Annotated in this window: 9 protein-coding genes; 6 read left to right on the forward strand and 3 right to left on the reverse strand. The window is 49.2% G+C overall.

The genetic code is table 11. From position 1 onward, the window contains the following. Nucleotides 1–97: 97 nt before the first annotated feature. From QUA56_RS14155 to rpmA, 3 genes are all read left to right on the forward strand, one after another. A complete protein-coding gene (locus QUA56_RS14155) occupies nucleotides 98–649 on the forward strand; it encodes a TetR/AcrR family transcriptional regulator (protein ID WP_333358545.1) in 552 nt (183 codons plus the stop codon). 397 nt (nucleotides 650–1,046) lie between these two features. Continuing rightward, complete coding sequence (gene rplU / locus QUA56_RS14160; RefSeq protein ID WP_333358547.1) at nucleotides 1,047–1,439, forward strand: 50S ribosomal protein L21; 393 nt, start codon at nucleotides 1,047–1,049, stop codon at nucleotides 1,437–1,439. A gap of 27 nt (nucleotides 1,440–1,466) precedes the next feature. Further along, nucleotides 1,467–1,751, forward strand: coding sequence for a 50S ribosomal protein L27 (rpmA, locus tag QUA56_RS14165; protein ID WP_293122646.1), 285 nt, complete (start codon nucleotides 1,467–1,469; stop codon nucleotides 1,749–1,751). Nucleotides 1,752–1,995: 244 nt separating this feature from the next. On the opposite strand, the gene thiS is transcribed toward rpmA, so the two are convergent. Beyond that, a complete protein-coding gene (thiS, locus tag QUA56_RS14170) occupies nucleotides 1,996–2,208 on the reverse strand; it encodes a sulfur carrier protein ThiS (protein WP_333358550.1) in 213 nt (70 codons plus the stop codon). 140 nt (nucleotides 2,209–2,348) lie between these two features. Continuing rightward, nucleotides 2,349–3,431: a thiamine phosphate synthase gene (locus QUA56_RS14175; RefSeq protein WP_333358552.1), complete on the reverse strand. Its 1,083-nt coding sequence runs from the start codon at nucleotides 3,429–3,431 to the stop codon at nucleotides 2,349–2,351. 357 nt (nucleotides 3,432–3,788) lie between these two features. Between QUA56_RS14175 and QUA56_RS14180 the strand changes: the two genes are divergently transcribed. Beyond that, nucleotides 3,789–5,666: a DUF1565 domain-containing protein gene (locus QUA56_RS14180; RefSeq protein ID WP_333358553.1), complete on the forward strand. Its 1,878-nt coding sequence runs from the start codon at nucleotides 3,789–3,791 to the stop codon at nucleotides 5,664–5,666. Between the two features lie 789 nt (nucleotides 5,667–6,455). On the opposite strand, the gene QUA56_RS14185 is transcribed toward QUA56_RS14180, so the two are convergent. Beyond that, nucleotides 6,456–7,133 carry a peptidoglycan-binding protein gene (locus QUA56_RS14185; protein ID WP_333358555.1) on the reverse strand — a complete coding sequence of 226 codons (678 nt, stop codon included), beginning with the start codon at nucleotides 7,131–7,133 and terminating at the stop codon, nucleotides 6,456–6,458. A 246-nt stretch (nucleotides 7,134–7,379) separates the two neighbouring features. On the opposite strand from QUA56_RS14185, the gene QUA56_RS14190 reads away from it, so the two are divergent. Further along, nucleotides 7,380–9,305, forward strand: coding sequence for an SdrD B-like domain-containing protein (locus QUA56_RS14190; protein WP_333358557.1), 1,926 nt, complete (start codon nucleotides 7,380–7,382; stop codon nucleotides 9,303–9,305). 659 nt (nucleotides 9,306–9,964) lie between these two features. Next, on the forward strand, nucleotides 9,965–12,583 hold the full coding sequence (locus QUA56_RS14195; RefSeq protein WP_333358559.1) for an SdrD B-like domain-containing protein: 2,619 nt from the start codon (nucleotides 9,965–9,967) through the stop codon (nucleotides 12,581–12,583). Nucleotides 12,584–12,649 lie beyond the last annotated feature (66 nt).

Consider the following 12,649-nt stretch of genomic DNA (forward strand, 5'->3'; position numbering starts at 1 on the left):
TGTGAAAGGTTAGCCTTTTTTGTACCGTTCGTTCGGTACAGTCATTGTAGCGAACGAACGGTACAATTGTCAATAGATAAATTCCACGACATTGCCCATGTCTAAACAAACCTATATCCCATCTTTGCTCAAACTGTTTTGCCAATTTGGTTATGAGGGTGTCACCCTCTCCAAAATTTCCCAAGCCACGGGGTTGGGGAAAGCCAGTCTCTACCATCACTTCCCTGGTGGGAAGGCCCAGATGGCTGAGGCTGCCCTTGTTGAGGTTAATCATTGGCTAGAGACGAATATTTTGCAGCTCGTCGATGGCCCAGAAATGCCGATCGCCAAATTTCAGTTTATGTGCGAGGAAGTGAGTCAGTTTTTCGATCGGGGACAAAATTCTTGTCTTTGGGCAGTTTTGGTAATGCAACAATCGAGTGACGATCTCTTTCACCCACAAATTAGTTGGGGATTTTCTCAGTGGATTGAGGCGATCGCTAAAGTTCTGATTTCAGCAGGATTGGATGAAACTTTGGCCAAGGAACGCGGAGAAGATGCGATCGTTGCCATTCAGGGGGCATTAATTTTGTCCCGCGGATTGAAAGATTTTGCTCCCTTTGAGCGAGTTTTAAAGCAATTACCGCAACAACTCTGTCATGGCATTTGAAGCTGACAGAATTATTGTGCTTGTGCAAAATCAAAAATGCGCTGTCTAATGGTATGGATGGCGACCTGCTATCGCGCCGCCATCCGATGTTTGGGACTCCTATTTATTGGCATTGCTAGAGTTTTTAGCTGCGATCGCGATTAAAGCTATCAAAACTTTCTGTTCTCAAACTAACAATTAGAAAAGATTAAGTGCCTTTTACCTTGACAAAACTCCAACAATCCGCAATAATGATAGATTGTCTGTCTAAATCCGGCTCGGATCAGGTCAAGACATTCCAAAAGCTGGAAAACAGTCATCAGTCAAAAGTTCTCAACAATTGCCAACTGACAATTGCCAACTGACAACTGACAACTGACAACTCAGCTACCTGTACGGCAATCTCAACCACCATCCCATGACTTACGCAATCATTGAAACCGGCGGCAAACAATTTCGGGTAGAACCAGGCCGCTTCTACGACATCGAACTGCTTCACGTCGAAGCTGAATCCAAAGTCACCATTGACAAAGTATTTCTGATCCAGCACGAAGACGACGTTCACATCGGCCAGCCTCTAGTAGAAAATGCCACAGTCGAAGGAACTGTGCTGCGGCATTTCCGGGGCCGCAAAGTCCTCGTCTACAAGATGAAGCCGAAAAAGAAAACTCGGAAGAAAAAAGGACACCGCCAAGAAACAACTCGGTTTATGATTGACTCTATTACAGTCAATGGTGTTGTTTTGGCCGCGAGAGATTTGTCTCAAGCAGTTGTTGAAACTCCCCAAACCGGCGAAATTGAATCAGAATAAACAATAGTAAATAAAGTTGAGGATACTATGGCCCACAAGAAAGGTACAGGCAGTACACGTAACGGACGCGACTCTAATTCTCAGCGTCTGGGTGTCAAAAAGTACGGCGGTCAAGTTGTCAAAGCTGGCAACATTTTGATCCGCCAACGCGGCACTAAAGTTCACCCCGGTAACAATGTTGGTATCGGCAGAGATGATACTCTGTTTGCTTTGGTTGACGGCGTGGTGACTTTTGAAAGAAAAGGCAAGACTCGCAAGAAAGTGAGCATTTATCCTGTGGTTGCACCTGTGGCTGAAGCTGTCGCAGTTTAATTATATGCGTTCCTGGGTTCTGCCTGGGAACGCATCTCTAGAGGCCCTGCTTCCTGATTTTCTATCTCAATATACCAATGTCCCTGACTTCTTTAAGAAGTCGGGGATGTCGTGTTTGGTAGACAATTTTTGTGAGAAATTCGGAATGATTTAACCGCAGAGGCCACAGAGGGCACAGAGGAAGAGAAGAGAGAGATGAATCATTTGGATGCCAAGGGATTTGGTATGATTCGCTAATTTGTGGCTAGCCTCCTCCGACGATTGTGACAACTTCTAGGATGTCGCCATCTTTTATTTGTGTGGTTTCCCAAAATTGTTTGTGCAGGATTTCGCCGTTGTACTCCACAGCTATTAAGCGCGGGTTTAATCCTAGTTGTTCTAGTAATTTTGGTAACGGTGTGTCGATCGCACAATTGCGAGTTTCTCCGTTAACTTGCAGCGCAATTTGATTTATCATTAGTTATTAGTTATTTGTTATTTGTTATATCAAATCCGGTGGCATCGGTATTAATATTACCCACAGTCAGGACACCGCACCGTGCCGTTTCCCTACAATTATATCCGGGTAGGGAAACGGCATTGCAGTGTCCTCGGTTACTAGGTTTTTCCGTGCAAAGCTTTCTGAGCTTTCAGATTCTGCATCCGAATCAACTGCGAGATGAAAAACTGCGTGACTAAAGTAGGCTGTTCTGCTTCCATAATCGCCCGTACTGCGGCAACCCTTTGAGCTCCGGCATTCAATACTTCATCGAGGTTGTTGATATCAATTCCGCCGATCGCAAACCACGGAATCGGCGACTTATCAGCAGCATACCGCACATAATCCAAACCCGCCGCCTGTTTATCAGGTTTAGTAGGAGTGGAGTAAACAGGCCCAACTCCAATATAGTCGGCTCCCGCATCAACGGCTCGCTGCATTTCCTCGCCATTCGTAGTCGAACAACCGATGATGCGTCCCGGGCCGAGCAACTTGCGCGCTTCCGCCACAGGCAAATCTCCCTGTCCTAAGTGTACGCCGTCGGCATCGGCTGCGATCGCCAAATCCACGCGATCGTTCAGAATCAGCAAAGCATCGTAGCGGTGACAAAGTTCGCTCATTTTGCGCGCGTTGGCCAACTTTACCCCGTCGTCTGAGGTTTTGTCGCGGTACTGCACCAAAGTCAGTCCGCCTTGCAAAGCAGCTTCCACGACTCCCATCAAGTTGTCTCTCGGCGAAGTTACGAGGTATAACTGCGATCGAAGTAACTGCTGGTAGCGCCGGTAAGCCAGCAAATCGCTTTCGAGAGTATAAACCCGATAGCGCATCTGCTTAAAAGCCGCCCCCATATTCCGATCGTAAATTTTGCCATACTCTTCGAGTACCCGCAGAGCTTCTTCCACCCGACAGAAATTCGCCTCCAGTAGCTGCTGGATGCTCGAACGCTGCTCTTCCTGCGGGTGAGTCAACTCCGTACCCGGATCTGCCGGCGTATCCCTAGCACTGCGAAGTTCTGCGACGTGCCAAGCAGCCAATTCCTGGCGCAGTTGCTTGCACTCGCCAGCCAAATCGGCGCTGTTGAGACCAAACCTGCACCATTCTTCAATAATTCTCAACCCTTCGCGCGATCGATCTAAATTTGCATCTAAAATCCGGCAGAGGGCTGGCTGTGCCGGTAAAGTTCTGTTTTGTTTGTCGGTCATCAGAACCACCCTAATTATAATTAATCTTACCAATCAACCCGCTACATTCTCCCACGCCGTCATTCGATTTTAGATTTTAGATTTTGGATTTTGGATTGACCCCACGGATAAATTCGGGGGCTTGAGGATTTTAGATTTGAGATTTTGGATTGATTCCACGGATCGAGACGGGGGCTTGTACTATCAAGAAATTCTCGGTCAAGATCGTAGCAAAGCGATCGGCCTAATTTTTACTTCAACCGATTTAATTTAGACAAATTTTTAAGTTTTATTGAATTTGAGAAAAACGAAGCATAATAGATCAAACTTGATGAGAGTGAAATCGTTAAGCTGCATACCACACTTGGGAGGAGAGCCGTGAGGTTAGCAGAACAACACCAAAGATTAAGGGAGAACAACCCAAACAGGCGGGCGTATTTAAACTTCGATCGCGAAAACCCGACACGAAACATCGGAGGCGAAACTCGACTCACAGATAAGTTGCGTTTTTTTATGCTGATTTACTCACAACACACCGGGTGCAAAGAAAATCGATCGCAAAAATCTTGTCTGAGTTCTGGCCTTCTGCTCGTCTTTGCGATGACCGCCCTTTGCAACCATCAACCGTCAGTTATCGCTGCCGGAGTACCGGGAGTGCAGCTACTTTCTCAGATCCTGCAGAGCGACATCAACATACTGTACGTCAGTTCGACCGGGGGCAGCGACACAGGGGGCAACGGCAGCGATCGAGCTCCGTTCAAAACCCTTACCTACGCTTTGAGCGTGGCCCCGCCCAAGACAGCGATTTTGCTAGCGCCCGGTACTTACAGCGAGCAAACCGGCGAAAAATTTCCATTAATGCTCAGGTCCAGCGTGACAGTTCAGGGAAATCCCAACACTCGCGGTCAGAATATTGTCATCAAAGGCGGAGGATATTTTATCAGTCCGACTTCAGCGGGTCAAAATATTGCGATTTTAGGCGCAGACAGGGCCGGACTCAGCGGGGTGACGGTGACGAATACCAACTCTCGCGGTTACGCTTTGTGGATCGAATCGAGTTCTCCGATCGTTGTTAACAATACTTTTTCTGGCAGCACTCACGACGGCATTTCGGTAGTCGGTACTTCCAGGCCGACGATTGGCGGGAATGTTTTCTCGAAAAATGGAGCTAACGGCATCACGATTTTTGGCAGTTCCCAGCCGGAAGTTCGAGATAATGTGTTTGAAAACACGGGATTTGGGGTGAATGTAGCCCAGAACGCTTCGCCTCTGCTGATCGGCAACAAAATTACTCGCAATAAAGACGGCGTGGTGGTGCAAGCTGATGCTAGACCGGTGCTGCGTAACAATTATATCGAGAGTAACCGGCGGGACGGAATTGTGGCGATATCGAGAGCTCTGCCGGATTTGGGAACAGCAGCCGAACCGGGGGGCAATGTCATTCGCAACAACGGTCAGTACGATGTAAACAATGCGGCCAAAGGTCAAGTAATCCCAGCTTACGGCAATCAATTGTCGAGCAGCCGGACGACGGGCTCGGTTGATGTGGCGGGAACTTTTACCCCTGGGCCAATGGGGGCAAGTGCTTTGCAGCTAACGGCCGATCGACCTCCCAGCATCGGCGGCCCAGAAACTTCTCTCCCTGCTTACACTCCCGGGCGGCTAAGTCCCAGAGTAGAAATAGCGCCAATTTCGCCACCTGCGCCCGTTTCCAGGCGACCGGTGCAAAATCGACCCGCGCCGCGAAACGCCCAGTTGCGGCAAGAGCTTTCTCCGAGGAATGCCGCTGCTTCACCGGTAGTCCCAGGGGCGATCGCAATTCCCGTGCCCGAGCCTAATTCTCGATCGGTTTCGGAAATTTCGGTACAGCAACCAATTATTCCTCCCAATTTTGATAGTTCGACTGCGGTTTCTTCCGAGGGTAGATTGCCGGTTCCGGGCCGCAACATTCCTCTCGGAAGCGGCGGCTATGTACCTGCACTTTTAGGGGGGAATTCTTTGCCCGAGTCCCGGGAGAATTCGCTGTCATTCGATCGACCGTCTGCTTTGGGTTTGCGGTATCGAGTTGTGGTGGATGCCAACAGTTCGGGCGATCGACAAAAAATGAAATCTCTCGTTCCCGGTGCTTTTCGCTCTTTTTCCAGCGGACGACCGGTGATGCAAGCCGGTGCTTTTCGGGAACGCGAAAAAGCTGAGGAATTGGTACAAATGCTCTCCGCTAACGGTTTGAATGCTCGAATTGAGGACATTAAATAGTTATTGGAAATAGGGCATTGGGCATTGGGCATTGGGCATTGGGCATTGGGCATTGGGCATTGGGAATATCCTTTCCGGCTAATCACCGATAATGATTGTGAAGTGCGAGCTAGAAGCTCGCACTGTTAACCAATAACCAATAACCAATAACCAATAACCAATAACCAACAACCAACAACCAATAACCAACAACCAATAACCAACAACCAATAACCAATAACCAATAACCAATAACCAACAACCAATAACCAATCACCAATAACCAAATTTTAGGGCCTAGCATATCGGATGCCAGACCCTAAAAAGTTTGTAAATTAAGTTGATTCAAGTGGGTTTTTAGCTCTGCTGAGTTTCAGCAAACTACAACTAAGGTGGACTTTTTGGCAACTACTCTGCGGACGAGCTAGCTATCAGCGGAGTCTATTCAGACTTCTGTGTTTGACTGTGCGATCGCAACTTTTGATTTATGCAATAGCCTCAAGCCATTTAACAAATCTCGATCGCAATGTCAACCTTTCTTTGCTAATAAACTACACGGTTCAGGCGTTGCCTGCGGACTAGAGCCGATCGGGACAAATACTCTAATTCCAAATTTTTTATCCAAGTTTTTTGTGCTTCTTGGTTTTGCCCCTCATGTTTTTAAGTTAACACCAACTGCACGCATGACAACACTTTGTTTACCAAACTTGACACTTTTTGACGTGCAGAAATACTTCCAAAAGCGATTATTAACAATTTGTACGATCGCCCGATACCGCAACGTGCATAGCCGGCACTTTTCGCTTGCTGTCAACGCAGCAGAGCTTCCCAAGTTGCGCGGCCGACAATGCCGTCTGCTGGCAGTTGATATTGTCGCTGAGCCGCCTTGACAGCAGCTTGAGTTTCCGGGCCGAATACGCCGTCAGCACTCACGCGCAAAAATCCCTTGGCCCGCAGCCGTTCTTGCAAATCTCTGACTGCCGCCCCCCGCATTCGTCTTCTCAAAACTGGAAAATTTGTTGGCTGCGCTTGGGGGTTAATCTCTGAGTTGTCGGCAGTTGCAGGAGCGTTGGCGATCGGGTTTTCGATCGCGCTCGGAGCCGCCGGAAACAGCCGGTTCCAAGTATCTTGACCGACTATGGCGTCGGGAGCAAGGCCTGCTGCTTCCTGGAACTGAGATACAGCTCTAGCGGTGCTTTGCGAGAAAATCCCGTCTACAGTGTCAGGGTAAAAGCCCAACAATTTAAGAGCAGCTTGGAGTTCGATCACTTCCGAGCTGCGGCTGCCCAATTTGAGCGTGGGGCGGACGATCGCACCTGTTTGAGCGATCGGGCTGTTGCTGTTACTCTGTTCGGAGGTAGGTAGCTGTGCGGCAGCAGGAGTAGGGGCGATCGAGCCTATTGCCAATAAACCGCACAAACTCCAGCCGAAGAGCAAACTCGGAACCTCGCGGGCGTCATTCCAGCTTGCTGTCAAGTTTCGGGACATTGGGAATTCGACCTCTGCAAAACTGGTAGCGATCGTACATCAAATCTGGAAAAAATTTACGCATCGGGCATGGGGCATGGGGCATGGGGCATGGGGCATGGGGCATGGGGCATGGGGCATTTCTGATTCCCTGCCCTTCCCTCTCATAAAAAATTTTATCCTCTCAAATAGCTGCAATTGGCAAAAAAACTGCTAGATTGCCCTACAGAAAACATTGAACCGCGTTCATTGGGCCCCAGCAACACCATGTCCGAATCCACCCCCACCAGAACCGCCAGCCAAATAGACATCGGCAACGTCAACATCGGGAACTTCCAAGTCGGCAGCATCAGCGGCAACAAATACAACGACTTCAACGCCAACGGCCGCCCAGATCCCGGAGAAGTGCCAATTCCCAACTGGCAAATCTACCTCGACCTCAACAACAGCGGTCAGCCAGATTTTAACGAACCTTCCACCGTCACAAACGCGCAAGGCAACTACATCTTCGCCAACCTGCCGCCGGGCACTTACCAAGTTAGGGAAGTCCAGCAGCCGAACTTTCGCCAAACTACTCCAAATCCCGCACCCATCACGATTAGCAGCGGGACAAACGCTGGCAATATCAATTTTGGCAATAACTTCAACGCAGGGACGATCGCAGGCACAAAATTCAACGACATCAACAGCAACAGCCGCCCAGATCCAGGGGAACCACCGCTAGCTAACTGGCAAATTTACCTCGACCTCAACCGCAACAACAGGCTCGACGGCGGCGAACCTGTTACTTTGACAAACGTTCAGGGCAATTACGCTTTTGTCAATATTCCCGCAGATACATATTTGGTGAGAGAAGTCCAGCAACCGGGTTTTCGCCAAACCACGCCCGACCCCGCCCCGGTTAACGTTACTTCCAACGCCACTGTCAACAACATCAATTTTGGCAATGTCTTTTTTGTCGGCAGTATCAGCGGTCTCAAATACAATGACCTGAATGCCAACAGCGTCCGAGATGCGACAGACCCGCCTCTGACCAACTGGCAAATTTACATCGACCTCAACGGCAACAACAATCTAGACCCGGGCGAACCGAATACCATCACTAACCCCGAAGGCAATTATACTTTTGCGAATGTTTCTCCCGGCCGGTATTTGGTGAGGGAAGTCCAGCAACCGGGATGGGTACAGACTACGCCAACTCCAGGCCCGATCGACATTACCGGCAATACCAACGCTGTCGGCGTCAATTTCGGCAACAATTTTCCCACCGGCAGCATCAGCGGCTTCAAGTTCAACGACCTCAACGCTAACGGTATCAACGAACCGACGGAACCGAGAGTTGCTAACTGGCCGATTTACCTCGACCTCAACAACAACGGCGGCCGAGAGCCCAACGAACCTTCGACTTTAACAAACCCCCAAGGTAATTTCTCTTTTATCAACTTGCCCCAAGGCACTTATTTCGTGAGGGAAGTCCCGCAGCCCGGTTTTCGACAAACCACGCCAAATCCGACTCCGATCGCCGTGGGCAACGGCACAAATGCCACTAATCTCAGCTTTGGCAACGTGTTGGTAACGGGCACCATCAGCGGTGTGAAATTTAACGATTTTAACGCTAACGGCCGCCTAGATCCCGGGGAACCGCCGATCGCCAACACTCAAATTTACATCGACCTCAACAACAACAGCAGTTTAGATCCGGGCGAAGCGAGTACCTTCAGCGATGTTCAAGGCAATTACAGTTTCCGCAATGTTCCGGTAGGTGGTTATGTTGTCCGCGAAGTTCCGCCGCCCGGTTTCATTCAAACGACCCCGCCTGCGCTGGTTGTTGTCTCGGCAGACATTCGGGCTAGCAGCATCGATTTGCTGACGGGAGATACTGAGGATAGGTCGGCTAAATCCTTGAAGGACGACCCGCTGACGGATGGCAGCAGCTATGCGGGCGAACCTGCAGGCAATATTGGGGCGGATAGCTTGCTTTTGAGTTCGGGTCGTGATATTTATCGAATTAGTAAATTTTTGAGTGATGGATTTTTTGCGAATTTAGGCAATATTCCTAACTTTGGGCAACAGAATGTCGGTCTGGAGCCTAATCCACAAATTGGTACTTTTGTCAAGACAAATGAATTAATTAATGGGGCGATCGCTCACTCGTTTGTGCCGGTGGGCGCGAGAGATTTCTCGGTTATGTAGGGTGACACAAAACTCGATCGCCCCGCATCCCAAACCGCCGATAAAAATCAGGAAGAGGTTAAAGGGCGATCGCGTGATACCCTATTGTTGGCAACCTCCAACACTCAAGCCTAAGTTCCGGCAACTCCGAAGCTGGCTTGTATATTGGGTGCAATATTCAGAGGCAGTAGCATCTCTGTGAGTCAGAAACTATCAGACAGTTCCCCCAACCCCGATCGGCGTATTTCCAGGCAAAGCAAGTCATATCAAGTCCGGTAGCTCGATCGCTCATAGTTCGCTGTGCTTGGCAATCGCTGAGGCTGCGATCGCCAATGACAGCGAACCAGGACAAACAAGAACGATGCAGCCGGACTCGATCTCAGGGGGGAGAAGTCAGTCTTAGGCTTTTTAAAGCTCGAAACAGCAAGTATGTACGGACAGAGAAGGCGTGCAAATCTTGAAGATGTTGCCCTCAAATTGCCAGGGTTCTTCAAAACCTGATATACTTGCCAGCGACAAAGCTTGAGGCATTGTTGTGTGAGATGGGAACATTACCTCAAGTGCAGACGTATGTAAAATCGAGTAGCGTTTGTCAGCGACTAGCAAAAGCTACTCAGCTATTGACAAACCCATACAGTAGTCTGTAACTTACGTGGATTTAGGTGTGAAGGAGAGAAATCATGGCAGATTTAGATTTAACTAACGAAGAACGCATTGCCCAGCAATTACAGCCAGTTGTGGTTGGAAATACTGGCCCGGCAATTCTAGGCCTCAAGTTCAATGACCGAGACGCGGATGGCATCAGAGATTCTAATGAAGAAGGTCTCCGTGATATCACCATCCTCCTGGAACCAGCAAACACCAGCAACGGTGTATTTAATGCTAGTGCTGGGGAAGCCGAAGCCACGACGAACGTTAACGGTGCGTTCTCATTCATAAATCTTGTCCCTGGGAATTACGTACTCACCGAAACAAACATACCTGCTGGCTTCAGTCCTACTACTCCCAATCCCCTGGCTGTCACTGTTGTTGGAGACAGAAATGTCAACGTTTTATTTGGCAACACCGCAACTCCAGGCAGCCGGATCGTAGGATGCAAATACCTAGACATAGATGCCGACGGCTTCCGAGATGGGAATGAACCGGGCATTAAAAACGTCAGGATATATCTTGATTTAAATGGCGACGGTCAACTCCAAGCTGGTACGGAACCCAGCACCTTAACAGACAAAAACGGTCGATGGGAGTTTAATGTAGCACCCGGAACCTACAAGATTCGGGAAGAAAGGATCAGACGACAAGTTAATTCTGTGACCGGAGTAGAAGTTAACGATAACCCTCCGAACGCAGAACCTTTAGAAACACAAGATTTTCCCCAGAGCACTCCGCCCGACAACATTCCCGTACTGGACGTGACGGTAGCAGCCGGTCAAACCTTTGCCTGCGCTCAAGTTGGCGACACTCCGCTCTATCAAATTGAGGTTCAAAAATTTCGAGACATAGACCGCAACGGCTCGCGAAATATTGTTAATGGATCCTTGGAACCCGCCATTGCCCGAGTACCCTTCATTTTAGATGTGAACGGTGACGGTGACTGGGATTCAGGCTCAGAACCGATCGCAATCACTGATGCAAACGGAGTAGTTACCTTCAAAGATTTGCGAGCTGGCAATTACCAAGTGTTGGAAATTTTTCCATCTGTACTGCCGGCAGTAGTAGGTGGCGGTGTCCCAGGCAATTTAAATTTTCCAGTAGCAACCACTTCCAACCCCACTCTGGTTTCTGCACCAGGGCCGCAGGCGCGATTCCAGGCTACGATCAGCAAAGAGCAACCACTGATCGTAGCAGACTCAACCTATACACTGAAACCAAACGACCCTAAATTCGTAGACAACAACCGCGACGGCGTTCAACAAACAGGTGAAAGATCGATCGCGACCACTGGTGAGCGACCGATTTTTGCAGCGCCAACAAACACTTTGCCAGCGCCTAACCCCCAACCGTCACTTACCTTTTCTCCTGTTGGAGTTAATCAGGGCGTTGGAGATAATAGCGGTGTGGGCAACACTCGACCGAACATCAATATCTTCAAATACAATGACTTGAATGCCAACGGTCGCTACGAACCAACTCAGGGTGAATTGCCAATTAGCGGTGTTACCGTCTTCCTCGATGCCAACAATGATGGCACTCCCAGCGCTGGAGAACAGCAAATCCAAACAAATGCCCAGGGTAGAGGAGCCTTTACCAACTTGCCAACAGGCAACTATGTCGTCAGGGAAGTTGCACAGCCCAATTTCTCCCCTTCTACGCCCGATCGCGTCGATGTTACCCTCAATCTTCAGGACGCTAACGTTACCTTTGCCAACACACCCAACAGCACCATCACCGGTTGCAAGTTTGAGGACTTCAACCAGAACGGTTATCGAGATGGCAATGAGCCAGCTATTGCTGGTGTCACCATTGCTATCGATACCAACCGTGACGGTGTGTTGCAAGCAGGTGAACCCACTACTACTACCGATCAGTTTGGTACCTTTGCATTCACCAATTTGACCCCCGGCCTTTACAGCATTCGAGAAGTAACACCTTCTGGCTACTTCAAAACGACTCAACCGGTGGATGTTGTTCTCGGTGCGAATCAAACCTTTACTTGCGCTTTAGTAGGAAACTCTCGGTTTTATGATTTGTCGGTTCCTAAATTCCAAGACGACAACCGCAACGGTATACGGGATACGGGAGAACCGCCCCTTGCCAATATCCCATTTACTTTGGATTTGAACAAAAACGGCAAGTACGATCCTGCGACTGAGCCGCTGGTGAGAACTGATGCTAATGGTATTGCTCTGTTTCCTAATTTGTTGCCCGATACCTACTCGGTTTTGGAAGTTTTCGATGCGAGCGTTAGCAACCCGTTCCCGATCCCAACTGGGCCAAACCCTGTTAACTTTAACGTGCCGGGCCCTAACGCAGTGCCTACGACGCCTGTGACGACCCCAGACCCATCGGGAATAATAAGACTAAGCAGCCTCGATCCGGTGACTGGTCAATCTCAGGATGTGGCAACTGGTACCGATCCTCTGCTCGACGGCGGCTCGGTTGCTCAATCTGTTACCCCTACTAACAATTCGATCGTACTTGACGATCCTGGTCTGGCTTATGTTGATAATTTCGCCGCTTTGAAAGAGTCCGCACAGGCTTCGATCGTAACGTTTTTAGACGCTCAGAAGAAGGCTTTCGAGGAATCTGCATCAGTGTGGACTGATGCTACTCAGAAGGCTTCGCCTACCGGGTTTTAATGTTAGGTTGGGTTTCTAGTTTGAGACTCAGCAATTAGCAACTAGCTTGTTTAAACTGCACGTCAA

It is taken from the genome of Microcoleus sp. N3A4, from assembly GCF_036701805.1.
Classification (GTDB): domain Bacteria; phylum Cyanobacteriota; class Cyanobacteriia; order Cyanobacteriales; family Microcoleaceae; genus Microcoleus.

Excerpts from the sequence above, each read along its gene's own strand:
- QUA56_RS14195 (WP_333358559.1), top strand. The coding sequence starts at position 9,965 with ATGGCAGATTTAGATTTAACTAACGAAGAACGCATTGCCCAGCAATTA.
- QUA56_RS14185 (WP_333358555.1), bottom strand. The coding sequence starts at position 7,133 with ATGTCCCGAAACTTGACAGCAAGCTGGAATGACGCCCGCGAGGTTCCG.
- rpmA (WP_293122646.1), top strand. The coding sequence starts at position 1,467 with ATGGCCCACAAGAAAGGTACAGGCAGTACACGTAACGGACGCGACTCT.
- QUA56_RS14190 (WP_333358557.1), top strand. The coding sequence starts at position 7,380 with ATGTCCGAATCCACCCCCACCAGAACCGCCAGCCAAATAGACATCGGC.
- rplU (WP_333358547.1), top strand. The coding sequence starts at position 1,047 with ATGACTTACGCAATCATTGAAACCGGCGGCAAACAATTTCGGGTAGAA.
- QUA56_RS14155 (WP_333358545.1), top strand. The coding sequence starts at position 98 with ATGTCTAAACAAACCTATATCCCATCTTTGCTCAAACTGTTTTGCCAA.
- QUA56_RS14175 (WP_333358552.1), bottom strand. The coding sequence starts at position 3,431 with ATGACCGACAAACAAAACAGAACTTTACCGGCACAGCCAGCCCTCTGC.
- thiS (WP_333358550.1), bottom strand. The coding sequence starts at position 2,208 with ATGATAAATCAAATTGCGCTGCAAGTTAACGGAGAAACTCGCAATTGT.